The following is a 26,764-nucleotide window of genomic DNA, read 5'->3' on the forward strand; positions in this document are numbered from 1 at the left end:
CCGCTTTTCAGGGGCGCGGGGAACTGCGCGACAAGCCCCCACCCACCCGCACCCGACAGACAACCCCACGCCACCCCGCCCCAAACCCCGAGTGACCCATGTCCCACGGTTCGATACACCGGCGCCACCCGGCGGAGCGCACCGGCAGAATAGGGGGCATGCCGATACCCGGGACCCCCAGCCGTGCCGACCTTGTCGACCACCTCGTACGGACGCGTATCGCGGGCGACGTAGCCACCCCCCGCGAGAACAACCTCTCCCATTACCGCAAGCTGGCGAACGGCGACCGCAACTACTGGCTCGGCCTGGAGCTCGGCGACCGCTGGACCGACGAGCAGGATGTTCTGGCGGTCATGGCCGAGCGGTGCGGCGTGAACGACGACCCGGAGTACCGCTATGGCCAGGACACCATCGACCCGGACCTGACGGTCGACGCCCTTGAGCGGATGGCGGGCCGGCTGCGCAAGGCGGCCGCGGGCAAGCAGCGGGTGCTGTTCGCGACGGGCCACCCGGGTGGCCTGCTCGACGTGCACCGCGCCACCGCCGCCGCCCTGCGCTCGGCCGGCTGCGAGATCGTCGTGATCCCGGACGGCCTGACCACGGACGAGGGTTACGTCTTCCAGTTCGCGGACGTCGCGGTCCTGGAGCACGGCGCGACCCTGTGGCACACCCACTCGGGCGAGCCGATGCGCGCGATCCTGAAGGGCTTGGAGGGCGAGGGCCGCCCGCTGCCTGACCTGGTCGTCGCCGACCACGGCTGGGCGGGCTGCGCGGGCCAGCTGGGCATCGACTCCATGGGCTACGCGGACTGCAACGACCCGGCCCTGTTCCTCGCGGAGTCCGAGGGCACGGTCCAGGTGACCATCCCCATGGACGACCACGTCACCAGCCCCCGCCACTACGACCCGATGACGGCATACTTGCTGGACGCGGCGGGCCTGACGGACACCGACTCCGACACCAACTCCGACTCCGACTCCGACTCCGACTGAGCCCCCTCCGCCGGCGCCCGGCAGGGCCTCGCCGGACCCGTCACCGAGGAACCCGTACAACCCCCTCCTGGATCACCGTGACAGCCAGTCGCCCGTCCTGTGTGTAGATGCGGGCCTGGCCGAGGCCCCGGCCGCCGGAGGCTGAGGGGGACTCCTGGTCGTACAGGAGCCATTCGTCGGCGCGGAACGGGCGGTGGAACCACATCGCGTGGTCCAGGGAGGCGCCGACGACGTCCCCGGTGACCCAGCCGCCGCGGCCGTGGGCGAGGAGTACGGAGTCGAGGAGCGTCATGTCGGAGACGTACGTGGCGAGGCAGACATGCAGGAGCGGGTCGTCGGCGAGTTTGCCGTTGGCGCGGAACCACACCTGGGAGCGGGGCTCGCGGGCCTCCCCGACGCTGGCGAACGGCGGCGCGTCGGCATAGCGGAGGTCGACGGCCTCGCGCGCCTCCAACAGCCGCTCCACGACACCCTGTTCGCGGTACAGGTCGGCGTACCGCGGCAGCAGCTCGGCCGCCGTCGGCAGGGTCTCCGGGTCGGGCGCAGCCGGCATCTCGGCCTGGTGCTCCATGCCCTCCTCGTACGTCTGGAAGGACGCGGAGAGGTGGAAGATCGGCTGTCCGTGCTGGACGGCGACCACCCGGCGGGTCGTGAAGGACCGGCCGTCGCGGATCCGGTCGACGGTGTAGACGATCGGCGCGCCCGCGTCCCCGGCGCGCAGGAAGTACGCGTGCAGGGAGTGGGCGAACCGGTCGTCGGGGACCGTACGCCCCGCGGCGACCAGTGCCTGCGCGGCGACCTGCCCTCCGAAGACGCGGGGGACGACGGCGAACCGGGACTGGCCGCGGAAAATGTCCTGCTCGATCTGCTCCAGGTCGAGCAGATCGAGCAGGACCTCAAGTGCCTGACTCATGTGTCAGTTGTACCGTGCAGTGATTTCGCGGGTGTTTTCTGGGATGGTTTCCGGGCCCTACAGGCCCATGTCCTTGGCGATGATCGACTTCATGATCTCGCTGGTCCCGCCGTAGATGCGGTTGACGCGGTTGTCCGCGTACAGGCGGGCGATCGGGTACTCGTTCATGAAGCCGTAGCCGCCGTGCAGCTGGAGGCAGCGGTCGATGACGCGGTGCGCGACCTCGGTGCAGAACAGCTTCGCGGACGCGGCCTCGGCGGGGCTGAGTTCGCCCGCGTCCAGGGCCTCCAGAGAGCGGTCGGCGACCGCCTGAGCGGCGTCCACCTCGGCCTGGCAGGCGGCCAGTTCGAACTTGGTGTTCTGGAAGTGCGAGACCGGCTTGCCGAAGACGGTGCGCTCAAGGACGTACTCCTTGGCGAACCGGACGGCCGCCGCGGCCTGCGCGTACGCGCCGAAGGCGATGCCCCAGCGCTCGGAGGGCAGGTTGCCGCCGAGGTAGTAGAAGCCCTTGTTCTCCTCGCCGAGGAGGTCCTCGACGGGCACCTTCACGTCGACGAACGCCAGCTCGGCGGTGTCGGAGGTCTTCAGGCCGAGCTTGTCGAGCTTGCGGCCCACCGAGTAGCCCTCGGCCTTGGTGTCCACGGCGAAGAGGGAGATGCCGAAGCGGCGGTCCTCGGCCGTCGGGGCGGACGTACGGGCGCAGACGATCACACGGTCGGCGTGCACGCCACCGGTGATGAACGTCTTGGCACCGTTGAGGACGTAGTGCGAGCCGTCCTCGGAGAGCTTCGCGGTGGTCTTCATGCCCGCGAGGTCGGAGCCGGTACCCGGCTCGGTCATCGCCAGCGCCCACATCTCCTCGCCGGAGACGAACTTCGGCAGGAAGCGCTTCTTCTGCTCGTCGGTGGCGAGCGCCTTGATGTAGGGCAGGCCGAGCAGCACGTGCACACCGGAGCCGCCGAAGGAGACACCCGCGCGGGCGGTCTCCTCGTACATCACGGCCTCGAACTTGTACGAGTCGATGCCGGCGCCGCCGAACTCCTCGTCCACGCGGATGCCGAAGACGCCCAGCTCGGCGAGCTTGTAGTAGAAGTCGCGCGGCGCCTGACCGGCCGCGAACCACTCGTCGTAGACCGGAACGACCTCGGCCTCGATGAAGGCCCGGAGGGTCTCCCGGAACGCCTCGTGATCCTCGTTGAACACCGTACGGCGCACAGCCCTACCTCCACCTGGCTCTGGATCCTGCATCTAAGCGCTTGCTCAGGCCAAAGGTACCGGCGGGTAGGGAGAGCCGTCCAGAGCCGCCCCCGTAACGCTCGTCACGCCGCCGCGGCCGCCGCGAACGCCCCCCGAGCCATCCGGTGCAGCAGTTCCGCCGTGCCCGTGCGGCCCGGGAGGGCGCCGGGGCGGCCCAGGTGGGGGGTGGAGTTCAGCAGTCCGAACACCGAGTGCACCGCCGAGCGGGCCGCCGGTTCCGCCAGCTCCGGATAGACCTCCCGGACGACCTCCACCCACAGCTCGACGTACTGCCGCTGCAGCTGCCGCACCAGCTTGCGGTCGCTGTCCCGGAGGCGGTCCAGCTCGCGGTCGTGCAGGGTGATCAAGGGGCGGTCGTCGAGCGCGAAGTCGATGTGCCCCTCGATGAGCGAGTCGAGGAGCGCCCCGGGGTTCCCGTCGGACTCCGCCAGACGGCGCTTGCCGCCGGTCAGCAGCTGCCCGCTGATCCCCACCAGCAGTTCGGCGAGCATCGCGTCCTTGCCGGGGAAGTGCCGGTACAGGCCGGGGCCGCTGATGCCGACCGCCGCCCCTATCTCGTCGACCCCGACACCGTGGAAGCCGCGCTCGGCGAAGAGCCGCGCGGCCTCCTTGAGGATCTGCTCGCGGCGAGTGGGGGCGTCGGTTCTGGTGGCCATGGAGGTAATTCTAGACAGGGAGGTTAGCGCTCGTTAACCTGGAGGAAACGCGTTAACGCTCATTAACTTGGTTCGTGGACCGACGGCGACTCGGCTCATGGGCGGCGACGGCTTGGTTCATGGACCGGTTACCACCGGGTGAGGGGACCGCAGAATGCACGAGGCACCGGAGCTGACGACCGCGGGGGACCCCGCGGCGGAGGCCTGGCGGGCCAACGAGGAGGCGCACCGCACGCTCGTCGACGAGCTGCGGCGCAAGCTGGCCGCGGCCCGTCTCGGCGGCGGTGAGCGGGCCCGCGCCCGGCACACCGCCCGCGGCAAGCTGCTGCCGCGCGACCGCGTGGACACGCTCCTCGATCCCGGCTCGCCCTTCCTGGAGCTGGCCCCGCTGGCGGCCGACGGGCTGTACGAGGGGCAGGCCCCGGCCGCGGGCGTCATCGCCGGGATCGGCCGGGTGAGCGGCCGCGAGTGCGTGGTGATCGCCAACGACGCCACGGTCAAGGGCGGCACGTACTACCCGATGACGGTGAAGAAGCACCTGCGCGCCCAGGAGGTGGCCCTGGAGAACCGGCTGCCGTGCGTGTATCTCGTGGACTCTGGCGGCGCCTTCCTCCCCATGCAGGACGAGGTCTTCCCCGACCGCGAGCACTTCGGGCGGATCTTCTACAACCAGGCCCGGATGTCGGGCGCCGGCATCCCGCAGATCGCGGCCGTCCTCGGCTCCTGCACGGCCGGCGGGGCGTACGTCCCGGCGATGAGCGACGAGGCCGTGATCGTGCGGAACCAGGGCACGATCTTCCTCGGCGGCCCGCCCCTGGTGAAGGCCGCGACCGGCGAGGTCGTCACCGCGGAGGAGCTCGGCGGCGGCGAGGTCCACTCCCGGGTCTCCGGCGTCACGGACCACCTCGCGGAGGACGACGCGCACGCGCTGCGGATCGTCCGGACCATCGTCTCCACGCTCCCCGACCGCGGCCCCCTCCCCTGGTCGGTCACCCAGGGCATCGAGCCGAAGGTGGACCCGGCCGGGCTGTACGGCGCGGTGCCGGTGGACTCCCGTACGCCCTACGACGTGCGCGAGGTCATCGCGCGCGTGGTCGACGGCTCGCGTTTCGCCGAGTTCAAGGCGGAGTTCGGGCAGACCCTCGTCACCGGCTTCGCCCGGATCCACGGCCACCCCGTCGGCATCGTCGCCAACAACGGCATCCTGTTCTCCGAGTCCGCCCAGAAGGGCGCCCACTTCATCGAGCTGTGCGACCAGCGAGGCATCCCGCTGGTCTTCCTGCAGAACATCTCGGGCTTCATGGTGGGCCGTCAGTACGAGGCCGGGGGCATCGCCAAGCACGGCGCCAAGATGGTCACGGCCGTCGCCTGCACACGCGTCCCGAAGCTCACCGTGGTGGTCGGCGGGTCGTACGGCGCCGGCAACTACTCGATGTGCGGCCGGGCGTACTCCCCGCGCTTCCTGTGGATGTGGCCGAACGCCAAGATCTCGGTCATGGGCGGCGAACAGGCCGCGTCGGTCCTCGCGACCGTCAAGCGCGACCAGTTGGAGGGCCGTGGCGAGTCCTGGCCCGCGGACGAGGAAGAGGCCTTCAAGGACCCGATCCGCGCTCAGTACGAGCACCAGGGCAACGCCTACTACGCCACCGCCCGGCTCTGGGACGACGGTGTGATCGACCCGATGGAGACCCGGCAGGTGCTGGGACTGGCCTTGACCGCGTGCGCCAACGCCCCGCTGGGTGACCCCCAGTTCGGCGTCTTCCGGATGTGAGGGTGGGAATGTTCGACACGGTACTTGTGGCCAACCGGGGCGAGATCGCCGTACGCGTCATCCGTACGCTCCGGTCGCTGGGCGTCCGCTCGGTGGCCGTCTTCTCGGACGCGGACACCGACGCCCGGCACGTGCGCGAGGCGGACACGGCGGTCCGGATCGGTCCGGCACCGGCCGCCGAGAGCTATCTGTCGGCGGAACGGCTGCTGGAGGCGGCGGCAAGGACGGGCGCTCAGGCTGTGCACCCCGGATATGGATTCCTCGCGGAGAACGCCGACTTCGCGCGGGCGTGCGCCGACGCGGGGCTCGTCTTCATCGGGCCTCCCGCCGACGCGATCTCCCTCATGGGCGACAAGATCCGCGCCAAGGAGACGGTGAAGGCGGCGGGGGTTCCGGTGGTGCCGGGGTCTTCGGGCAGTGGGCTGTCCGATGCCGAACTGGCCGCTGCCGCCCGGGAGATCGGGATGCCCGTGCTGTTGAAGCCGTCGGCGGGCGGTGGCGGCAAGGGGATGCGGCTCGTGCGGGACGCCTCCGTGCTGGGGGAAGAGATCGCCGCCGCCCGGCGCGAGGCCCGGGCCTCCTTCGGTGACGACACGCTCCTCGTCGAGCGGTGGGTCGACCGGCCCCGGCACATCGAGATCCAGGTCCTGGCGGACGGCCACGGGAACGTCGTACATCTCGGCGAGCGCGAGTGCTCCCTCCAGCGCCGGCACCAGAAGATCATCGAGGAGGCGCCGAGTGTGCTCCTCGACGAGAGGACCCGCGCCGCGATGGGCGAGGCGGCGGTCCAGGCGGCCCGCTCCTGCGGCTACTCCGGCGCGGGCACGGTCGAGTTCATCGTGCCGGGCGTCGACCCCTCCTCGTACTTCTTCATGGAGATGAACACCCGTCTCCAGGTCGAGCATCCGGTGACCGAGATGATCACCGGGATCGATCTCGTGGAGTGGCAGCTGCGGGTGGCGGCGGGCGAGCGGCTCGCGTTCGCCCAGGACGACATCACGCTCACCGGGCACGCCGTCGAGGCCCGGATCTGTGCGGAGGATCCGGCTCGGGGGTTCCTGCCGTCCGGCGGTACGGTCCTGCGGCTGCACGAGCCCCAGGGTGACGGCATCCGTACGGACTCGGGGCTGTCCGAGGGCACGGAGGTCGGGTCGTTGTACGACCCGATGCTGTCCAAGGTGATCGCGTACGGGCCGGACCGGGCGACCGCGCTGCGGCGGCTTCGCGGGGCGTTGGCGGGGACGGTGACGCTCGGGGTGCAGACGAACGCGGGGTTCCTCCGGAGGTTGCTGGGCCATCCTGCGGTTGTGGCGGGTGAGTTGGACACAGGGTTGGTGGAGCGGGAGGTCGAGGGGCTGGTCTCGACCGGGGTTCCGCCGGAGGTGTATGTGGTGGGTGGGTTGCTGCGACAGGCGGCGCTCTTCCCCAGCCCCACCCCTTCCCGAAGCTGGGGGCTGCGCCCCCAGACCCCCGCTCACCGGCCTGAACGGCCTCGTCCTCAAACGCCGGACGGGCTGAATGAGTCGGGCTGGGTCGATCCGTTCTCCGTGCCCAGTGGGTGGCGACTCGGTGGTGAGCACGCCTGGACCGTGCACCATCTCCGCATGCCCGGCCACGATCCCGTGACCGTCCGCGTGCGGGGCACGGCGGAGGGCGCGGAGGGAGCGGAGTTCCGGCTCGACGGCGTTGACGGCGCAGCCGAACCCGTCCCCGAGCCTGGTGGCGCAGCCGCCATCTCTTGGGGGTCTGGGGGCTTGCCCCCAGTTTCGGGAAGGGGTGGGTCCGGGGAAGAGAACCGCCTGTCACAGCACCCCACCGTCACCCTCCACCTCGCCGGCCGGACCCACACCTTCCACCACACCGGCACCTGGCTCGGCCGCGACGGCGACGTCTGGAATCTGCTGGACCACGACCCCGTCGCCGCCTCCCTCACCGGCGCGGCACACGCGGGCGCGGACTCCCTCACCGCCCCCATGCCCGGCACGGTGACCGTCGTGAAGGTCGCCGTCGGGGACGAAGTGACCGCCGGGCAGAGCCTGTTGGTGGTGGAGGCGATGAAGATGGAGCACGTCATCTCCGCCCCGCACGCCGGCACGGTCACCGAGCTGGACGTCACCCCGGGCACGACGGTCGCCATGGACCAGATCCTGGCCGTGGTGGCGCCGGGCGAGGAAGCGCAGGGGGAGAAGGAGGAGAAGGCATGACCACCCCAGAACTCGGGCTGCCCATGCCCGTACCCGCCGAGGGACTCCCGACCCACGTCCGTATCCACGAGGTCGGCCCCCGCGACGGACTGCAGAACGAGAAGGCGACCGTCCCTACGGAGACCAAGGCGGAGTTCGTACGCCGGCTGGCCGACGCGGGTCTCACCACCATCGAGGCCACGAGCTTCGTCCACCCCGAGTGGGTGCCCCAACTGGCCGACGCGGAGCAGCTGTTCCCCCTCGTCCGCGACCTGGGCGACCTCTCGGGCACGGCCCTGCCCGTCCTCGTACCGAACGAACGGGGCCTGGACCGGGCGCTGGCGCTCGGCGCGACCCGTATCGCGGTCTTCGCCAGTGCCACGGAGTCCTTCGCCAAGGCCAATCTCAACCGGACCCTGGACGAGACGCTGGCGATGTTCGAGCCGGTGGTCAGGCGGGCGAAGGACCAGGACGCCCACGTCCGCGGCTATCTGTCGATGTGCTTCGGCGATCCGTGGGAGGGGCCGGTGCCCGTCCCCCAGGTCGTACGAGTCTGCGGGGCCCTCCTCGACATGGGCTGCGACGAGCTGAGCCTGGGCGACACGATCGGCGTGGCGACTCCGGGACACGTGGGCCGGCTCCTCACGGCGCTCGACGAACAGGACATCCCCACCCCCTCCCTCGGCGTGCACTTCCACGACACGTACGGCCAGGCGCTCTCCAACACGCTGGCCGCGCTCCAGCACGGCGTCACGACGGTGGACGCGTCCGCGGGCGGCCTCGGCGGCTGCCCGTACGCGAAGAGCGCCACCGGCAACCTCGCCACCGAAGACCTCGTGTGGATGCTGACGGGCCTCGGCATCGAGACCGGGGTCGACCTCGACCGTCTCACCGCCACCAGCGTGTGGATGGCCGAACAACTGGGCCGACCCAGCCCGTCCCGCACCGTCCGTGCCCTCTCCCACCAGGAGTGATCCCCATGCCTCTCGACCACCGCCTCTCCCCCGAACTCGACGAACTCCGCCGTACGGTGGCCGACTTCGCGCACGACGTCGTGGCACCGAAGATCGGCGACTTCTACGAACGCCACGAGTTCCCGTACGAGATCGTCCGCGAGATGGGCCGCATGGGCCTGTTCGGGCTGCCGTTCCCGGAGGAGTACGGGGGCATGGGCGGCGACTACCTGGCCCTCGGCATCGTGCTGGAGGAACTGGCCCGCGTGGACTCGTCGGTGGCCATCACCCTGGAGGCGGGCGTCTCGCTCGGCGCGATGCCGATCCACCTCTTCGGGACCGACGAGCAGAAGGCGGAGTGGCTGCCGCGTCTCTGCTCGGGCGAGATCCTCGGCGCGTTCGGTCTCACCGAGCCGGACGGCGGCTCGGACGCGGGCGCGACCCGTACGACGGCCCGCCTGGACGAGGCGACCGACGAGTGGGTGATCAACGGCACCAAGTGCTTCATCACCAACTCGGGGACGGACATCACGGGCCTGGTCACGGTGACGGCGGTGACCGGCCGCACGGCGGACGGCAAGCCGCTGATCTCCTCGATCATCGTGCCGTCGGGGACGCCCGGCTTCACGGTCGCCGCCCCGTACTCGAAGGTCGGCTGGAACGCCTCCGACACCCGGGAGCTGTCCTTCGCGGACGTCCGCGTCCCGGCAGCGAACCTGCTCGGCTCCGAGGGCCGCGGCTACGCGCAGTTCCTCCGCATCCTGGACGAGGGCCGCATCGCCATCGCGGCCCTCGCAACGGGCCTGGCCCAGGGCTGTGTGGACGAGTCGGTGAAGTACGCGAAGGAGCGCCACGCCTTCGGCCGCCCGATCGGCGCGAACCAGGCGATCCAGTTCAAGATCGCGGACATGGAGATGAAGGCCCACACGGCCCGCCTCGCCTGGCGCGACGCGGCCTCCCGCCTAGTCGCGGGCGAACCCTTCAAGAAGGAGGCGGCCCTGGCCAAGCTCCACTCCTCCACCATCGCCGTCGACAACGCCCGCGACGCCACCCAGATCCACGGCGGCTACGGCTTCATGAACGAGTACCCGGTCGCCCGCATGTGGCGCGACTCCAAGATCCTGGAAATCGGCGAGGGCACGAGCGAGGTCCAGCGGATGCTGATCGCACGGGAGTTGGGGCTCGCGGGCTGACTCACCGCCCGGCTCCCCACTCGGCTCACCGGCTGAGAGCCACTGACTGAGTCACCGGCCGAACCGGGTGGCCGATCCGATGGCCGATCCGATGGCCAATCCGATGGCCGATCCGATGGCCGATCCGATGGCCGATCCGATGGCCGAAAAGCGCGCCCCCGAGCCTTCGGGCTCAGGGGTCGCACAGGCCGCTCACAAGGGCATATGCGGGCCGCCTCCGGCATTCCCGCAGGTGAGACCCGCCTCCTGGACAAGTGATGAGGTTAGGCTAACCTACCTTCCGCACTGTCCGGTGGGTCATCCGCCCTGTTCGAAAGCAGCCATCCCATGTCCAACGCCCGTGCCACTCACCTCACCCGCCGCGGCATCCTCGCCGCCGGCGGCGCCCTCGGCCTCGGTGCCGCGCTCGCCGCCTGCGGTGACGAAGACTCGAAGAGCGGTGGCTCGGCGGACGCGACGAAAAGCGCCGCCGCGTCAGGCCCGTGGAGCTTCGAGGACGACCGCGGTACGACGGTGAAGCTGGACAAGATCCCGGCCAACATCGTCGCCTTCACCGGTGTCGCCGCCGCCCTCTACGACTACGGCATCGAGGTCAAGGGTGTCTTCGGTCCGACGAAGACCAAGGACGGCAAGGCCGATGTCCAGGCCGGCGACATGGACGTCAGCAAGGTGACGGTCCTCGGCAACACGTGGGGCGAGTTCAACATCGAGAAGTACGCGGGGCTCGCTCCCGACGTGCTGCTCTCCACGATGTTCGACGACGCCGGCACCCTCTGGTACGTCCCCGAGGAGTCCAAGGACAAGATCCTCAAGCTCGCCCCGACCGTCGGCATCTCCGTCTACGACCGTCAGTTGCCCAAGCCGCTGGAGCGCATGCTCGCGCTCGCCGAGTCGCTGGGCGCCGATGTGAAGGCCGCCAGGACCGTAGAGGCGAAGAAGAACTTCGAGACGGCGGCCGAGCGGCTGCGCAAGGCCGCCAAGGCCCGCCCGGAGATCAAGGTCCTCATCGGCTCCGCGAGCCAGGACATCTTCTACGTCTCCGGCTCGAACCTCTCCATCGACCTGGAGTACTTCAAGGCCCTCGGCGTGAACATCGTCGAGCCCCCGGCCGACACCCTGAAGGCCAGCGGCGGCTGGTTCGAGAACCTGAGCTGGGAGAACGTCGACAAGTACCCGGCGGACATCATCATGATGGACGACCGCACCGCGACCATCCAGCCCGCGGACATCACCGAGGCCACCTGGAAGAAGCTCCCCGCGGTCAAGGCCGACCAGGTCATCCCCCGCACCCCGGAGCCGATCCTCTCCTACGACAAGTGCACCCCCATGCTCAACACCCTCGCCGAAGCAATAGAAAAGGCCAAGAAGGTCGCCTGACCGGCCCCCACTTGAAGGCGGGCCGACACCTGGGCGCCCCGTCAGGGGCGCGGGGAACTGCGCAGTCTTTTAGGGGCGCGAGGAACTGCGCGACCAGCCCCCACCGACCCGCACGCAACGCCCCGCCTCGCCCCGCCTCACCCAGCGGAGCGACCCCGCCCCCTGACGCAAACTCAGGAGCAAAAGCCATGCCAACGGCAGTAGCCGCCCCGTTCCGTTTCTTCACCCTTCAGGTCACACGGACGAGGCGGCTCAGCCCGTCCCTCGTCCGCGTCACCTTCACCGGCCCGGACCTCCACGCCTTCGCCTCGGACGGCCAGGACCAGAGCCTCTCGCTCTTCCTCCCCCTCCCGGGCCAGCAGACCCCCGTCATGCCGATGGAGTACGGCGACGGCTGGCGCCAGGCCTGGATCGACACCCCCGAAGACGTCCGCGCGGTCATGCGCTCGTACACCCTGCGCGCCCTGCGCCAGGACGCGAACGGCGCCACCACCGAGATCGACATCGACTTCGTGCTGCACGGCACGGAACCCGGCGCCGCGACTCCCGCGGGCCCGGCCTCCCGCTGGGCCGCGGACACCGAGGCCGGCGACCGGGCCGTCCTGCTCGGCCCGTCCGTCGCCGACAACACGGCGATCCGGTTCCGCCCGCCCGCCGACGCCGACCTGATCCTCATCTGGGCCGACGAGACGGCACTGCCCGCCGCCTCGGCCATCCTGGAGACCCTGCCCGCAGGCACGAAGGCCCGCGTCTGGCTGGAGGTCCCGCACACCGGCGATCGCGTCGAGCCCACCACTTCCGCGGACGCGGAAATCACCTGGCTGGTACGCGACGAAGCGCACGCCGACGCACCCAACGACATCCGCGGCGGCGCACAGGACAACGACCCCGCCCGCACCCCCGAAGCCACACCCGCCGAAACCTCCCCCCTCGCCCTGGAAGCCATCCGCACCACCCAACTCCCCTCCGCCCAGGCCCCGTACGCCTGGATCGCGGGCGAGTCCGGCTGCGTGAAGGCGCTGCGGCGCCACCTCGTGCGGGAGCGGGAGATCGACCGCAGGCGGGTCACCTTCGTCGGCTACTGGCGGCGCGGACTGAGCGAGGAGCAACTGCGCGAGCGAGGCGAGTGACGGGAGCGAGGCATAGGTCACAGCGTGACGGGTGGGGCGGACACCCACAGGAAGTTAGGTTAGGCTTACCTAAGTTAAGCGCCGCCCCCCACCTCACTCCCGCGCCCGTTTCTCTCCTGTCCCCGGAGGACTCCCCCATGCGCTCGCACCTGCTCAATGACACGACCGCGGAGCGGTACCGCCGTTCCGTGACCGAAGGAATAGAGCGGGTGGCGGCCAAACTCGCCACCACCGACCGTCCGTTCACAGGCGTCACGGTCGACGCCCTCGCGCCCCGGATCGAGCAGATCGACCTCGACAAGCCGCTGCACGACACGACCGCGGTGCTCGACGAGCTGGAGGACGTCTACCTCCGGGACGCGATCTACTTCCACCACCCCCGCTACCTCGCGCACCTCAACTGCCCGGTGGTCATACCCGCCGTGCTCGGCGAGGCGGTCCTCTCCGCCGTCAACTCCTCCCTCGACACCTGGGACCAGTCGGTCGGCGGCACCCTCATCGAGCGCAAGCTCGTCGACTGGACCAACGAACGCATCGGGTTCGGGCCCGCCGCAGACGGCGTGTTCACCTCCGGCGGCTCGCAGTCCAACCTCCAGGCGCTGCTGCTGGCCCGCGAGGAGGCCAAAAGCGACTCGCACGCCAAACTGCGGATCTTCGCCTCCGAGGTGAGCCACTTCAGCGTCAAGAAGTCGGCCAAACTGCTCGGCCTCAGCCAGGACTCCGTGGTCTCGATCCCCGTGGGCAACGACAAGCGCATGCAGACGGTCGCGCTCGCCCGTGAGCTGGAGCGCTGCAAGCGCGACGGCCTGGTCCCGATGGCCGTCGTCGCGACCGCCGGCACCACCGATTTCGGCTCCATCGACCCGCTGCCCGAGATCGCCGAGCTGTGCGAGCAGTTCGGTGCGTGGATGCACGTCGACGCCGCGTACGGCTGCGGACTGCTCGCGTCCCTGAAGAACCGGCACCGCATCGACGGCATCGAGCGGGCCGACTCGGTGACCGTGGACTACCACAAGTCCTTCTTCCAGCCGGTGAGTTCGTCCGCCGTGCTGGTCCGCGACGCGGCCACCCTGGGCCACGCGACCTACCACGCGGAGTACCTCAACCCGCGCCGCATGGTGCAGGAGCGCATCCCCAACCAGGTCGACAAGTCCCTGCAGACCACCCGCCGCTTCGACGCCCTCAAGCTGTGGATGACGCTGCGCGTGATGGGCGCCGACGGCATCGGCCAGCTCTTCGACGAGGTCTGCGAACTGGCCGAGGAGGGCTGGCGGTTGCTCGCCGCCGACCCGCGCTACGACGTCGTCGTCGCGCCTTCCCTCTCCACCCTCGTCTTCCGCTACATCCCGGCGGCCGTCACCGACCCGGCCGAGATCGACCGCGCCAACCTGTACGCCCGCAAGGCCCTGTTCGCCTCCGGCGACGCGGTGGTCGCGGGTACGAAGGTCGGCGGCCGCCACTTCCTCAAGTTCACCCTGCTCAACCCCGAGACCACGACGGACGACATCTCCGCCGTGCTCGACCTGATCGCCGGCCACGCCGAGCAGTACCTGGGAGAGTCCCTTGACCGCGCTTCCTGAATCCGCGCTTCCTGGATCCGCTGAATCCGCCGTGCGGACGCACGACTTCATCGGCATCGGGCTCGGCCCCTTCAACCTCGGCCTCGCCTGTCTCACCGAGCCGATCGACGAACTCGACGGTGTCTTCCTGGAGTCCAAGCCGGACTTCGAGTGGCACTCCGGGATGTTCCTGGAGGGCGCACACCTCCAGACCCCGTTCATGTCGGACCTGGTCACCCTGGCCGACCCGACGTCCCCGTACTCCTTCCTCAACTACCTGAAGGAATCGGGCCGTCTGTACTCGTTCTACATCCGTGAGAACTTCTACCCGCTGCGCGTCGAGTACGACGACTACTGCCGCTGGGCCGCCTCGAAACTCACCAGCGTCCGCTTCAGCACGACGGTCGCGGAGGTGACGTACGCCGATGACGTGTACGTCGTACGGACGACCGCCGACGTTGAGTTCCGCGCCCGACACCTCGTCCTGGGCACCGGAACTCCCCCGTACATACCGGAGGCATGTCAGAACCTCGGCGGGGACTTCATCCACAACTCCCGCTACCAACAGCACAAGCGGGAGCTGCAGGCCAAGAAGTCGATCACGCTGGTCGGCAGCGGGCAGTCCGCGGCCGAGATCTACTACGACCTGCTGAGCGAGATCGACGTCCACGGCTACCGGCTGAACTGGGTCACCCGCTCGCCGCGCTTCTTCCCGCTCGAATACACCAAGCTGACGCTGGAGATGACCTCCCCGGAGTACATCGACTACTTCCACGCGCTTCCCGAGCGGACCCGCTACCGCCTCCAGACGGAGCAGAAGGGCCTGTTCAAGGGCATCGACGGCGAGCTGATCGACTCGATCTTCGACCTGCTCTACCAGAAGAACCTCGGCGGCCCGGTCCCCACCCGCCTGCTCACCAACTCCGCCCTCAGCACGGCGAATTACGAGAACGGCACGTACACCCTGGGCCTGCGCCAGGAGGAGCAGGGCAAGGACTACGAGCTGCACTCCGAGGGCCTGGTCCTGGCGACCGGCTACAAGTACGTGGAGCCCGAGTTCCTCAGGCCCGTCCGCGACCGCATCCGCTACGACGAGCAGGGCAACCACGACGTGGCCCGCAACTACGCCATCGACACGACCGGCCGCGGCATCTTCCTGCAGAACGCCGGCGTCCACACCCACTCGATCACCTCACCGGACCTCGGCATGGGCGCCTACCGCAACGCCTACATCATCAGGGAACTGCTCGGCACCGAGTACTACCCGGTCGAAAAGTCCATCGCGTTCCAGGAGTTCGCCGTTTGACATCTCCCCGCCCCTCGGGGCGGGGACTCCCACGGCTCGCGCCATGACCTTCCTGCTTCGTCGCCGACTGCCCGCCCGGAGGAACTCCGTTGAGGTCTTACACCGGCTCCACAGGCCGACACCGCCTGCCCGGCGGCCAGAATATTCTTGGCGGCATTGTGGTCCCGGTCGTGCCAGGTACCGCAGCCTTCACACGTCCACTCCCGGACGCCGAGGAGCAGTACGTCGCGAATCAAGCCACACGTCGAGCATGTCTTGCTCGACGGGAAGAAGCGGTCGATCGCAACAAGTTCCCGCCCGTACCAGGCGCACTTGTACTCCAGCATGGAACGCAACTCCGCCCACGAAGCGTCGGAGATCGATCGCGCCAGGGCGTGATTGCCCATCAGGTTATGGACACTGAGATCCTCGATCACGACCAGTTGGTTCTCCTGGACGAGCCGAGTGGACAGTTTGTGCAGGAAGTCTCGGCGCCGATCGGCGATCCTCGCGTGGATCTTCGCTACTTTAACGCGAGCCTTGGCCTGGTTCTTGGATCCCTTCTTCTTACGGGCAAGGCCCCTCTGGGCGGCCGCCAGCTGAGCGCTGTCCCTCCGTTCACACTTCGGGTTGGCGACCTTCTCCCCCGTGGAAAGGGTCACGAGGCTGCTGATTCCCACGTCGATGCCGACCGCGTTGTTGTCGGCCGGCAGAGGCCGCACTGTGGTGTCCTCCACCAAAAGGGACAGGAACCAGCGTCCCGCCGCGTCGCAGGAGACAGTGACCGTACTCGGCTCCGCACCCTCGGGCAGGGGACGCGACCAGCGAACGTCAAGCGGTGTTCTCATCTTGGCCAGCGTCAGCTGCCCATCGCGCCACTTGAACGCCGATTTCGTGTACTCGGCGGCCGCCCGGCTTTTCTTCTTCGACTTGAAACGCGGGTACTGTGCGCGCCTGGAGAAGAAGTTCGTGAATGCCGCCTGCAAGTGACGCAAGGTTTGCTGGAGGGGCACCGAGGACACCTCGGTCAGGTAGGCCAGCGCTTCGGCCTTCTTCCACTCTGTCAGCATCGCAGAGGTTTCCGCGTAGGAGATTCGACGGCTTTCGTCCGTCCATGCCCGACTGCGAGCATCCAACGCCATGTTGTAGACCTTACGCACACACCCGAACGTCCGGAACAACTCCTCCGCCTGTTCCGTCGTCGGGTAAAAACGGTACTTGAATGCCCGCTTCACGTGCTGATCCGTCATTCCTCAAAAGCTAGCCGCCCTCCCGTAAGCGGGTGTGGTTTTCGCGAGACTCCACCCTTTCGATCGATCAACGCGTTTTCCTGTCCCGTCCCCACGACGGGGAGATCTGCACAAGGAGTTCCCCATGAGCGCCGCCTTCCAAGTCGGCACCTTCACCATCCGCCCCCTCGACCCCCTGAAAGACGCCGAGCTGCTGCACTCCTGGGTGACGCATCCCAAGGCCGCCTTCTGGATGATGCAGGAGGCGAAACTCCAGGACGTGGAGCGGGAGTACATGGCCATCACGGCCAATGAGCACCATCACGCGTATCTCGGGTTCCACGACGGGCGGCCCGCGTTCCTGATGGAGAAGTACGACCCCCGGTACATCGAACTGGTCGGGCTGTACGAGCCCGAGCCCGGTGACGTCGGTATGCACTTCCTGGTCGCCCCCACCGACCGGCCCGTGCACGGCTTCACGCGGGCCGTCATCACCGCGGTGATGGACGAGCTGTTCGCCGACCCGCGCACCCGGCGGGTCGTCGTCGAGCCGGATGTCACCAACAAGGCAGTGCACGCGCTGAACGAGGCCGTCGGCTTCGTCCCGGCGCGCGAGATCGACAAGCCGGAGAAGCGCGCGCTGCTCTCCTTCTGCACACGCGAGCAGTTCCTGAGCAAGCGCAGCCTGGCCACCCGAGGAGTTTCCCTGTGACCCTGTCCGACGCCGTGGCACATCTGTCCCCCCACCGCTGGGCGCGGGCCAACCGCCTCCTCATCCGCAAGGCCCTCGCCGAGTTCGCCCACGAACGGCTGATCACCCCGGAGCCGACCGAAGGCGGAGGCGGCGACGAGGGCGGCAACGCGGGCAACGAAGGCAAGCCCGCCGAGTACGCCATCCGCAGTGACGACGGGCTGACCCGCTACCGGTTCACCGCCACCCGCCGCGCCCTGGACCACTGGCAGGTCGACGCCGAGTCGATCACCAGGCACCGGGACGGGGGCGAACTCCCCCTGCACGCCCTGGACTTCTTCATCGAGCTGAAGACCGCGCTCGGCCTGAGCGACGAGGTTCTCCCGGTCTACCTGGAGGAGATCTCCTCCACCCTCGCCGGCACCTGCTACAAGCTCACCAAGCCCCAGCTAACCTCCGCCGAGCTCGCGAAAAGCGGCTTCCAGGAGATCGAGACGGGCATGACCGAGGGCCACCCCTGCTTCGTCGCCAACAACGGGCGGCTGGGCTTCGGCGTCCACGAGTACCTCTCGTACGCGCCGGAGACCGCCAGTCCCGTACGGCTGGTCTGGCTGGCCGCGCACCGCTCGCGGGCCGCCTTCACGGCCGGCGTGGGCATCGAGTACGAGTCGTTCCTGCGCGACGAGCTGGGCGAGGAGACGGTCGCGCGGTTCAACGACACCCTGCGCGCCCAGGAGTTGGACCCGGCGGACTTCCTGTTCATCCCGGTCCACCCCTGGCAGTGGTGGAACAAGCTCACCGTCACGTTCGCCGCCGAGGTCGCCCAGAAGCACCTGGTGTGCCTGGGCGAGGGCGACGACGAGTACCTGGCCCAGCAGTCGATCCGGACGTTCTTCAACAAGAGCGCGCCCGAGAAGCACTATGTGAAGACCGCCCTGTCGGTCATCAACATGGGCTTCATGCGCGGCCTGTCCGCCGCCTACATGGAGGCGACCCCGGCCATCAACGACTGGCTGGCCCAACTCATCGACAACGACCCGGTGTTGAGGTCGACGGGCCTGTCGATCATCCGCGAGCGGGCGGCCGTCGGCTACCGGCACCTGGAGTACGAGGCCGCCACCGACCGCTACTCCCCGTACCGGAAAATGCTCGCCGCCCTGTGGCGCGAGAGCCCGGTCTCCTCCCTCCGGGACGGCGAGTCGCTCGCTACCATGGCCTCGCTCGTGCACGTCGACCACGAGGGCGCGTCGATCGCGGCCACGCTGATCGAGCGCTCGGGGCTGACGCCGGTGGAGTGGCTCCGCCGCTACCTCCGGGCCTACTTCACCCCGCTGCTGCACAGCTTCTACGCGTACGACCTGGTGTTCATGCCGCACGGCGAGAACGTCATCCTCGTGCTCAAGGACGGTGTCGTGGAGCGGGCGATCTACAAGGACATCGCCGAGGAGATCGCCGTCATGGACCCGGACGCGGTGCTGCCGCCGACGGTCGAGCGGCTGCGCGTCGACGTCCCCGAGGACAAAAAACTCCTGTCGATCTTCACGGACGTCTTCGACTGCTTCTTCCGCTTCCTCGCCGCGAACCTGGCGAGCGAGGGCGTCCTGGAGGAGGACGACTTCTGGCGGACGGTCGCCGACTGCGTACGCGACTACCAGGCGGCCACGCCCGAACTCGCGGACAAGTTCAAGCAGTACGACATGTTCGCGCCCGAGTTCTCGCTGTCCTGCCTCAACCGTCTCCAGCTGCGCGACAACGAGCAGATGGTGGATCTCGCCGATCCCGCCGGAGCCCTCCAGCTCGTCGGGAACCTGAAGAACCCCATCGCCGGGCTGTAAGCACCGACATCGTCACCGACTTACAGCTCCCACAAAGCAGGCGGGCGTCCCCCAGAACGGTCCCAGGGGGCGCCCGCCGCCGTGTTCAGCGATCGAGCTTCAACTACCCGGCGGGCCAGGGGACTTGCGACGACCGGTAGTAGCCGGTCCCCATCGCGTCCCACCGCGGCGCCTGTGCCGCGAGCCGCACCTTGTACGTGTCCCAGTCGTGCGTGGCCGCTGGCGACCAGCCGAGCTCGGCCACCCCGGGCAGCCGCGGGAACGCCATGTAGTCGAGGTTCGCCGAGGTCGAGAGGGTCTCCGTCCACAGCGGTGCCTCGACACCCCGGACCGCCGAACCGGGCACGCCCGCAAGGTAGTTGCCGGGATCCCAGTCGTAGGACCGCTTGACCTCCACCAGGCCGGCCCAGTCGAGGCCGAGCGGGGTGTCCGCGTTGTACTTCATGTCGAGGTACACCCGGTCGGCGGGCGACAGGACCAGCCCGGTCCCGTTGCGCGCGGCCGCCGCGACCTGCTCCTTCTCGGCGGCGTTCGTGTCGTCCAGACCCCAGTACTGGGCCAGCGCGCCCTTGGCGGGACTCGCCCCGGTCAACTGGTGCCAGCCCATGACCTTCTTCCCGTACTTGGCGACGACGGGCTGGACCTTGGTCATGAACTCCACGAAGTCCTCGTGGGGCGTCGAGTGCGCCTCGTCACCGCCGATGTGGATGTACCTGCCGGGCGTGATCGCGGCCAGCTCACGGATCACGTCGTCCACGAAGTCGTACGTCACCGGCTTGCCGACGCACAGCGAGCTGAAGCCGACCGCGGTGCCGGTGTAGAGCGGCGGCGCGACCCCGTCGCAGTTCAGCTCGGCGTACGAGGCGAGCGCTGCGTTGGTGTGGCCGGGCATGTCGATCTCGGGCACGACTTCGAGGAAGCGCGAGGAGGCGTACCGGACGATCTCCTTGTACTGGGCCTTCGTGTAGAAGCCGCCGGGCCCGCCGCCGACCTGCGTGGACCCGCCGTACGAGGCGAGCCGCGGCCAGGAGTCGATCGCGATCCGCCAGCCCTGGTCGTCGCTGAGGTGGAGGTGCAGCGTGTTGACCTTGTAGAGCGCCAACTGGTCGATGTAGCGCTTGACCTGGTCGACGCCGAAGAAGTGCCGGGAGACGTCCAGCATCGCGCCGCGGTAGCCGTAGCGGGGCGTGTCGGTGATGGTGCCGCCGGCGACCGCCCAGGGTCCGGGCTGTACGGAGTCCTTCTCGACCGCGGCCGGCAGGAGCTGGCGCAGGGTCTGCACACCGTGGAACAGCCCGGCGGGCTCCCGGGCCGTGATGGTGACAGCGCCCTTGCCGCTCTTCAGCCGGTAGCCCTCCGCGCCGAGCGCGGAGTCCTTGCGGCTGAGCTGAAGCCGGATGCCGTCACGGCCGCCGTCGTCCGTGACCGGCAGCCGATAGCCGGTCGAGGGCCGCAGGACGTCCGCGAGATACGAGCCGATGCGGCGCCCCTCCCGCGAGTCGTCCACACGAATGCGCGTACTACTGGTGATCCGGTACGGGGATCCGCCCGCGTCGACAGAGGCGGGGGCCGGGATCACCTGGCCGAGCGGGGTAGCGGTTCGGCCGGCGGCGGACGGTGCCGCGCCGGCGACGGAGATACCTGCAGCCACCACGAGCAGCAGCGTACCGAGGAGTCGGGGCGTTCTGTGCTGTCTCACATGCGCTCCCTTCGAATGGGTATAGACCACTCTCCCGCACTGCCGGTGAAACAATCCCCCTCATGGCGGAAATCATCCAACGGGACGGCACGTGGACCTTCGACGGCGACGCCCTGCGGCTCGTGCCAGGCCGTGACAAGAACGTGGGGCTGCTGCGCAAGACGTTGGGCGAACTCGCGGTCCCACTGGGCGCGTTGGCGGGGATCTCGTTCGAACAGGGCAAGAAGTCCGGGCGGCTCAGGCTCCGGCTGCGCGACGGCGCCGACCCGCTGCTGCACGCGACCGGCGGCAGACTCACGGACCCCCACGACCCCTACCAGATGACCGTCGACTCGGACCGCTACGGCGTCGCCGAGTACTTCGTGGACGAGATCCGCAACGCGCTGCTCCTGGACGAGGTGCCCACCACCGCCGTCGACCGCTATCTGCTGCCGGGTCCCGCGGTGCCCCTGTCGGTCTCCGCGGGCGACGGCACCGCGAGCTTCGACGGGGAGAACATCCGCCTGGAGTGGAACTGGAAGACGGAGGAGGCCAAGTCGGCGGCCGGCGCCCGCACACTCGCCCTGGCCGACATCCAGTCCGTGGAGTGGCATCCCGCGGTCGGCCTGGAGAACGGCTTCCTCCGCTTCACAGTCCGGGGCGCGCCCACGAAGGCCCCGCCGAAGTACGACCCCAACTCAGTGGACCTGTGGGGCTTCAAGAAGGACCCCCTGATGGCCCTGGTAGCGGCGGCGGTACAGGCCCGCCTCCCCCACCCGTCGGCCCCGTCCCCCTCGGACACCCCACCCAGCCAACTCACCACCACCCCGGACCCACCCCCACAACCCGACCACGACGCCCTCCTACGCCGCCTCCGAGAACTCGGCGACCTACACAAGTCCGGCATCCTCACAGACGAGGAATTCACTCTGGCCAAACAGGCGGTACTGAGGGGCATGTAGCGAGCCCTACAGGGGAAGGCGCCCGCGCCCCCGAGGGGCTGCGCGGGCGCCTTCCTTTGGGCGCGCGGGGGGCCATTAAGGGGCGCGGGGAACTGCGCAACCTTTCAGGGGCGCGGGGGCGATTTTAGGGGCGCGGGGAACTGCGCAACCTTTCAGGGGCGCGGGGGGCGATTTAGGGGCGCGGGGAACTGCGCAATCTTTTAGGGGCGCGAGGAACTGCGCGACCAGCCCCCACCCACCCGCACCCGCCAAACCGACCCGACCAGCGGAGCTACCCGCAATCACACCCGCCGCCACACGACCAGCTCACCGACCCCGCCGCGCCACAGTGAAGTGGTCAACCTCCTCCCCCGTCTCAGCAATCCCCCGCACCCTCAACGTGGCAAGCCGCCCCCGAGACGCCGGCGTCACATCCACCCGCAAGAACGAGTAGTCGAGATACCGCACCCGAGACCAGGCAACGGTCTCATTGACCTTGCCACCCTTCGTGTTGACGAAGGAGGCAACGGACTCCACCTCGTTCTCATGCCCCTCGTACGACACCGGCGCGGTGAACGCGTACAGACTGCGCCCGGCCGCACCCGCAGTCACGTACACCACACCGTCCGTCTCGGGATACGCCGTACCACCGATCGGCAGCTTCTTGGCGACCTTGCCCGCCTTGATGACGTCCGTACGCTCGTACTGGTGGTTGTGGCCGTTGATGACGAGATCCACCGTGTACTTCTCGAACAGCGGCACCCACTCCTGGCGTACACCCCCCTCCGAGGCGTGCGCGGTGGAGGTGCAGTAGGCGCAGTGGTGGAAGAAGACGACGACGAAGTCGACGTCCTTGGAGGCGCGGTACTTCTTCAGCTGCGCCTCCAGCCACTTGGTCTGCGTACCGCCGGAGATCCCCAGGTTGGCCGGGATCTCGAAGGAGATGTCGTTGGCGTCGAGCGAGATGACCGCCGTGTTGCCGTAGACGAAGGAGTAGACGCCCGGCAGGTTCTTCTTGTCGGGGCCGTTGTCCGGGAGGTTCCAGCGGGCGTCCTCGCCGCCGTAGCCGTTGGGCGAGTACCAGGCCTCCATGTCGTGGTTGCCGTAGGCCGGCATCCACGGGACGGACTTGGCGACCGACTCGGTCTGCGCGAGGAACTGGTCCCAGACACGCGAGTCGAATCCGGCATCGGCGGTCTGGCCCGCACCGGCAGGGTCGGCGTACGCGATGTCCCCGGCGTGCAGGTGGAAGGCCGGGTTCTGGCCGAGCAGCAGGCTGTTGTTGGCGAGGCCGTGGTAGCTGACGCCCTCGTCGCCGAAGGCCGTGAAGGTGAACGGCTCCTTGTGCGCGGGGGCGGTGGTGAAGGTGCCGAGCGTGCCGAGCAGGTGCACCTCGGCCGGGTCGAAGCCCGCGTGGCCGACGCCGTAGTAGTACGTCCGGCCGGGCCGCAGGTGGGTGAGCTTGGCGTGCACGTAGTACTGGGTGTGGTTGCCGCTCGCGCCGACGCCGGCCGGGGTGAAGAGCGTGCGGACCTCGGCGTCGATCTTGTGGGAGAGGTCCCAGGGGTGGGCGCCGATGCGGACGAAAGGTTTCTTCACCGCGACCGGGACCTGCCAGGAGACGGTGATCTCCGTACGGGGGTCGCTGCCCCAGGCGAGATGGCGGCCGAAGGGGGCGACGAGCGCGCCGTCGACGCTCTCGGTGCGCGCGGCGGTCTGCGTCGGTGCGGAGGTCTTCGTCGCCGCCTGTGCGACGGCGCCGGGCACGAAGGCCCCGCCCGCGACGGCGCCCAGCGTGACGGCGCCGCTCCTGATCATCGTGCGCCGCGAGAATCTGGCGCGAAGGTATTCGTGCTGCTCGGCCATGCTCATGCGCGCGGCGAGCTTCTCCGGTACGCCCATGCGTGGAGTGTCCATGGCCGAAAAGGTGCTCCTGGCAACCATCGCACCGCGGGCCACAGGATGAACAGGCCCCGAACAGCCTCCCATAAGAGTTTCAACAGCCTCTTGCCCGAAATCGGGCAGGATTCTTGCGATTGCCAGCGCTTTACCTCAGGATCGACGGGTGCACGACGAACTTGTTGATCATCTGACGCGCTCCTCGCCCCTCAGCCGGGGCGAGGCACTGCGGGTGATCCAGGACGTCCTCGCCTACTTCGACGAGGCGACCGACGACTACGTCCGTCGCCGCCATCGCGAGCTCCAGGCTCAGGGACTGGTGAACTCGACGATCTTCGAACGGATCGCGGCGGACCTGAAGTACCGCGCGGTCGCACCGCCCGAACTCACACTCAGACAACTGCGCCGCATCGTCTACGGCTGACCGCCGGACGAACCAGAGCGACAGAGCCGATCTGAACGACCGAACGACTGAACGACTGAGGGGACAGAGAAACCGTATGTGCGGAATCGTGGGATACATCGGCAGGCGTGATGTGGCACCGCTCCTCCTCGAAGGCCTGCAGCGCCTCGAGTACCGCGGCTACGACTCGGCGGGCATCGTCGTGACGTCCCCGAAGACGGCGGGCCTGAAGATGGTCAAGGCCAAGGGCCGCGTCCGTGACCTGGAGGCCCGCGTCCCCAAGCGCTTCGCCGGCACCACGGGCATCGCCCACACCCGCTGGGCCACGCACGGCGCCCCCTCCGACCACAACGCGCACCCGCACATGTCGGCCGACAACAAGGTCGCCGTCGTCCACAACGGCATCATCGACAACGCCTCCGACCTGCGGAAGAAGCTGGAGGCCGATGGCGTCAAGTTCCTCTCCGAGACCGACACCGAGGTCCTCACCCACCTGATCGCCCGCTCCCAGGCCGAGAAGCTGGAGGACAAGGTCCGCGAGACCCTCCGGGTCGTCGAGGGCACGTACGGCATCGCCGTCATGCACGCCGACTTCCCGGACCGCATCGTGGTGGCCCGCAACGGCTCCCCGGTCGTCCTCGGCATCGGCGAGAAGGAGATGTTCGTCGCCTCGGACATCGCCGCGCTCGTGACGCACACCCGTCAGATCGTCACCCTTGACGACGGCGAGATGGCGACCCTGAAGGCCGACGACTTCCGTACGTACACGACCGAGGGCACGCGTACGACGGCCGAGCCGACCACCGTGGAGTGGGAGGCCGCCTCGTACGACATGGGCGGCCACGACACGTACATGCACAAGGAGATCCACGAGCAGGCCGACGCCGTGGACCGCGTGCTGCGCGGGCGGATCGACGACCGTTTCTCGACCGTGCACCTGGGCGGCCTGAACCTGGACGCCCGCGAGGCGCGCCAGATCCGCCGGGTGAAGATCCTCGGCTGCGGCACCTCGTACCACGCGGGCATGATCGGCGCGCAGATGATAGAGGAGCTGGCCCGTATCCCCGCGGACGCCGAGCCCGCCTCGGAGTTCCGCTACCGCAACGCGGTCGTCGACCCCGACACGCTGTACGTGGCGGTGTCCCAGTCCGGTGAGACGTACGACGTCCTGGCCGCCGTGCAGGAGCTGAAGCGCAAGGGCGCGCGGGTCCTGGGCATCGTGAACGTGGTCGGTTCGGCCATCGCCCGCGAGGCCGACGGCGGCATGTACGTGCACGCGGGCCCCGAGGTCTGTGTCGTCTCCACCAAGTGCTTCACGAACACCACGGTCGCCTTCGCGCTGCTCGCGCTGCACCTGGGCCGCACCCGTGACCTGTCGGTCTCCGACGGCAAGCGGATCATCGAGGGCCTGCGGAAGCTGCCCGGCCAGATCACGGAGATCCTCGACCAGGAGGACGAGATCAAGAAGCTCGCCGAGCAGTACGCCGAGGCGCGCTCGATGCTCTTCATCGGCCGGGTCCGCGGCTACCCGGTGGCGCGCGAGGCCTCGCTGAAGCTGAAGGAGGTCTCGTACATCCACGCCGAGGCCTACCCCGCCTCGGAGTTGAAGCACGGCCCGCTCGCGCTGATCGAGCCCGCGCTGCCGACGGTGGCGATCGTCCCGAACGACGACCTCCTGGAGAAGAACCGCGCGGCCCTGGAGGAGATCAAGGCCCGCAGCGGCAGGATCCTCGCCGTGGCCCACGAGCACCAGGAGAAGGCCGACCAGACGATCCTCGTCCCGAAGAACGAGAACGAACTGGACCCCATCCTGATGGGCATCCCCCTCCAACTCCTCGCCTACCACACGGCCTTGGCCCTGGGCAGGGACATCGACAAGCCGAGGAACCTGGCGAAGTCGGTCACGGTGGAGTAGCCCTCCCCGTACAAGGCCGCGCCCCGTCAGGGGCGCGGGGCGGCAACATGTGCGGCTCCCCGCGCCCCTTTAGGGGCGCGGGGAACTGCGCGACAAGCCCCCACGCACCCGCAGAGGCCGAACAAGAGGACGGACCCCACGTGTTGCCACCAAAACACGGGGGGTCCGTCCACACGCCGGGGTCGCCCAATGCCCCGGCTGGCTGCCAGTCAGCCGGGAGCCGTCACGCCCCGGCCGGCAGCACGACGCGGCATGGCCGTAGGCCAGTGAGCCAGCGCCGCAGTCGCGGCATACCAGGCGGCCAGCCCGCCGACGACCGCGAACCACCCACCCACCTTGGCAAGCCCCGCAGAGTCACCGAACTGCGCGACGGCGAGCAACACCATCGCCACGAAGAGCAACCCGTACGCACCCCTGGTGAGCGGCGCCGAGGCGGACGCCCCGAGCGTCAGGCTCAGCGCGACGAGCGCGAAGAGCAGCAGGAACAGCCCCGCCGCGTTGTCGGAGACCTGCGTGTCGGCGCCGACGCCCCAGGTGAACCAGAACGCCCCGAGCGCGGCGAACGCCGTACCCGTGAACGCGTCGCGGTCGCGGAAGGCCATGAGACCGGCGACGAAGAGCGCGATGCCACCGACATAGGTGGCGAGAGAGACGGAGTCGGCTGCCGTGACGCCATCGATCACTTCGGTATGACCGAGGCCGAAAGCGAGCAGCGTGAGTCCGAGTGCGAGGTGGCCCAGGGTCCAGGTGGTGCTTCCCGCGGAGACGTCATTGTCCACGGCGGGCTCCCTTCGTGCATGTGCTGTTGTGCGGTGACCGGTATATGCCCTTCACAAGCGCACAAACACATCTACGCGCGAGTAGATTTACCAGACACGTAAAGGAAGTTGACCTCACCCACGGC

20 protein-coding genes and 1 pseudogene are annotated in these 26,764 nt (G+C 68.9%); 14 read left to right on the forward strand and 7 right to left on the reverse strand.

Annotated elements, in window-relative coordinates; genetic code table 11:
- Nucleotides 1–158 precede the first annotated feature (158 nt).
- The gene (locus ACFWXQ_RS17290) at nt 159–992 is read left to right on the forward strand and encodes a phosphatase (protein WP_383947095.1); all 834 of its coding nucleotides are present in this window, start codon (nt 159–161) and stop codon (nt 990–992) included.
- 40 nt (nt 993–1,032) lie between these two features.
- On the opposite strand, the gene tesB is transcribed toward ACFWXQ_RS17290, so the two are convergent.
- From tesB to ACFWXQ_RS17305, 3 genes are all read right to left on the reverse strand, one after another.
- Nucleotides 1,033–1,905 (reverse strand): acyl-CoA thioesterase II, encoded by an 873-nt coding sequence (gene tesB, locus ACFWXQ_RS17295; protein ID WP_383947093.1) that lies wholly within the window; start codon nt 1,903–1,905, stop codon nt 1,033–1,035.
- A 57-nt stretch (nt 1,906–1,962) separates the two neighbouring features.
- Nucleotides 1,963–3,120 carry an acyl-CoA dehydrogenase family protein gene (locus ACFWXQ_RS17300; protein WP_189843518.1) on the reverse strand — a complete coding sequence of 386 codons (1,158 nt, stop codon included), beginning with the start codon at nt 3,118–3,120 and terminating at the stop codon, nt 1,963–1,965.
- Between the two features lie 104 nt (nt 3,121–3,224).
- The gene (locus ACFWXQ_RS17305; protein WP_383947089.1) at nt 3,225–3,818 is read right to left on the reverse strand and encodes a TetR/AcrR family transcriptional regulator; all 594 of its coding nucleotides are present in this window, start codon (nt 3,816–3,818) and stop codon (nt 3,225–3,227) included.
- Nucleotides 3,819–3,972: 154 nt separating this feature from the next.
- Here ACFWXQ_RS17305 and ACFWXQ_RS17310 point away from each other — a divergent pair, with 154 nt between their 5' ends.
- The 8 genes from ACFWXQ_RS17310 (at nt 3,973) to ACFWXQ_RS17345 (ending at nt 15,290) form a co-directional block, all read left to right on the forward strand.
- Nucleotides 3,973–5,589 (forward strand): carboxyl transferase domain-containing protein, encoded by a 1,617-nt coding sequence (locus ACFWXQ_RS17310; protein WP_383947086.1) that lies wholly within the window; start codon nt 3,973–3,975, stop codon nt 5,587–5,589.
- Between the two features lie 8 nt (nt 5,590–5,597).
- Nucleotides 5,598–7,793, forward strand: a complete 2,196-nt coding sequence (locus tag ACFWXQ_RS17315) for an acetyl/propionyl/methylcrotonyl-CoA carboxylase subunit alpha (protein ID WP_386268474.1) — start codon at nt 5,598–5,600, stop codon at nt 7,791–7,793.
- On the forward strand, nt 7,790–8,746 hold the full coding sequence (locus ACFWXQ_RS17320; protein ID WP_383947081.1) for a hydroxymethylglutaryl-CoA lyase: 957 nt from the start codon (nt 7,790–7,792) through the stop codon (nt 8,744–8,746). The genes ACFWXQ_RS17315 and ACFWXQ_RS17320 overlap by 4 nt, the downstream gene beginning before the upstream one ends.
- Nucleotides 8,747–8,751: 5 nt before the next feature.
- The gene (locus ACFWXQ_RS17325) at nt 8,752–9,918 is read left to right on the forward strand and encodes an acyl-CoA dehydrogenase family protein (RefSeq protein WP_383947078.1); all 1,167 of its coding nucleotides are present in this window, start codon (nt 8,752–8,754) and stop codon (nt 9,916–9,918) included.
- A 327-nt stretch (nt 9,919–10,245) separates the two neighbouring features.
- Nucleotides 10,246–11,295, forward strand: a complete 1,050-nt coding sequence (locus ACFWXQ_RS17330) for an ABC transporter substrate-binding protein (protein ID WP_383947075.1) — start codon at nt 10,246–10,248, stop codon at nt 11,293–11,295.
- A gap of 188 nt (nt 11,296–11,483) precedes the next feature.
- Complete coding sequence (locus ACFWXQ_RS17335; protein ID WP_383947073.1) at nt 11,484–12,425, forward strand: siderophore-interacting protein; 942 nt, start codon at nt 11,484–11,486, stop codon at nt 12,423–12,425.
- Between the two features lie 137 nt (nt 12,426–12,562).
- On the forward strand, nt 12,563–14,005 hold the full coding sequence (gene desA, locus ACFWXQ_RS17340) for a lysine decarboxylase DesA (protein ID WP_383947070.1): 1,443 nt from the start codon (nt 12,563–12,565) through the stop codon (nt 14,003–14,005).
- A gap of 31 nt (nt 14,006–14,036) precedes the next feature.
- Nucleotides 14,037–15,290, forward strand: a complete 1,254-nt coding sequence (locus tag ACFWXQ_RS17345; protein WP_383947066.1) for a lysine N(6)-hydroxylase/L-ornithine N(5)-oxygenase family protein — start codon at nt 14,037–14,039, stop codon at nt 15,288–15,290.
- Here ACFWXQ_RS17345 and ACFWXQ_RS17350 read toward each other — a convergent pair.
- A pseudogene (locus ACFWXQ_RS17350) lies at nt 15,220–16,519 on the reverse strand (RNA-guided endonuclease InsQ/TnpB family protein). The gene ACFWXQ_RS17345 and the pseudogene ACFWXQ_RS17350 sit on opposite strands and share 71 nt — an antisense overlap.
- 124 nt (nt 16,520–16,643) lie before the next feature.
- Here ACFWXQ_RS17350 and ACFWXQ_RS17355 point away from each other — a divergent pair.
- Nucleotides 16,644–17,210, forward strand: a complete 567-nt coding sequence (locus ACFWXQ_RS17355; protein WP_383947063.1) for a GNAT family N-acetyltransferase — start codon at nt 16,644–16,646, stop codon at nt 17,208–17,210.
- Nucleotides 17,207–19,024, forward strand: a complete 1,818-nt coding sequence (locus ACFWXQ_RS17360; RefSeq protein WP_383947060.1) for an IucA/IucC family protein — start codon at nt 17,207–17,209, stop codon at nt 19,022–19,024. Before ACFWXQ_RS17355 ends, ACFWXQ_RS17360 begins: the two co-directional genes overlap by 4 nt.
- 103 nt (nt 19,025–19,127) lie before the next feature.
- Here ACFWXQ_RS17360 and ACFWXQ_RS17365 read toward each other — a convergent pair whose 3' ends face one another.
- Nucleotides 19,128–20,723 (reverse strand): beta-N-acetylhexosaminidase, encoded by a 1,596-nt coding sequence (locus tag ACFWXQ_RS17365; protein ID WP_383947057.1) that lies wholly within the window; start codon nt 20,721–20,723, stop codon nt 19,128–19,130.
- A 62-nt stretch (nt 20,724–20,785) separates the two neighbouring features.
- Here ACFWXQ_RS17365 and ACFWXQ_RS17370 point away from each other — a divergent pair, with 62 nt between their 5' ends.
- A complete protein-coding gene (locus tag ACFWXQ_RS17370) occupies nt 20,786–21,664 on the forward strand; it encodes a DUF4429 domain-containing protein (RefSeq protein ID WP_383947055.1) in 879 nt (292 codons plus the stop codon).
- Between the two features lie 306 nt (nt 21,665–21,970).
- On the opposite strand, the gene ACFWXQ_RS17375 is transcribed toward ACFWXQ_RS17370, so the two are convergent.
- Nucleotides 21,971–23,545, reverse strand: coding sequence for a purple acid phosphatase family protein (locus tag ACFWXQ_RS17375; RefSeq protein WP_383943270.1), 1,575 nt, complete (start codon nt 23,543–23,545; stop codon nt 21,971–21,973).
- A gap of 163 nt (nt 23,546–23,708) precedes the next feature.
- Here ACFWXQ_RS17375 and ACFWXQ_RS17380 point away from each other — a divergent pair, with 163 nt between their 5' ends.
- Nucleotides 23,709–23,966 (forward strand): hypothetical protein, encoded by a 258-nt coding sequence (locus tag ACFWXQ_RS17380; protein ID WP_055616059.1) that lies wholly within the window; start codon nt 23,709–23,711, stop codon nt 23,964–23,966.
- A gap of 76 nt (nt 23,967–24,042) precedes the next feature.
- Nucleotides 24,043–25,860: a glutamine--fructose-6-phosphate transaminase (isomerizing) gene (gene glmS / locus ACFWXQ_RS17385; RefSeq protein ID WP_383943196.1), complete on the forward strand. Its 1,818-nt coding sequence runs from the start codon at nt 24,043–24,045 to the stop codon at nt 25,858–25,860.
- Between the two features lie 209 nt (nt 25,861–26,069).
- On the opposite strand, the gene ACFWXQ_RS17390 is transcribed toward glmS, so the two are convergent.
- Nucleotides 26,070–26,639 (reverse strand): acetate uptake transporter, encoded by a 570-nt coding sequence (locus ACFWXQ_RS17390; protein ID WP_383943198.1) that lies wholly within the window; start codon nt 26,637–26,639, stop codon nt 26,070–26,072.
- Nucleotides 26,640–26,764: the final 125 nt, after the last annotated feature.

The organism is Streptomyces sp. NPDC058697, from assembly GCF_042715345.1.
In the GTDB taxonomy this organism is placed as follows: Bacteria; Actinomycetota; Actinomycetes; order Streptomycetales; family Streptomycetaceae; genus Streptomyces; species Streptomyces liliifuscus.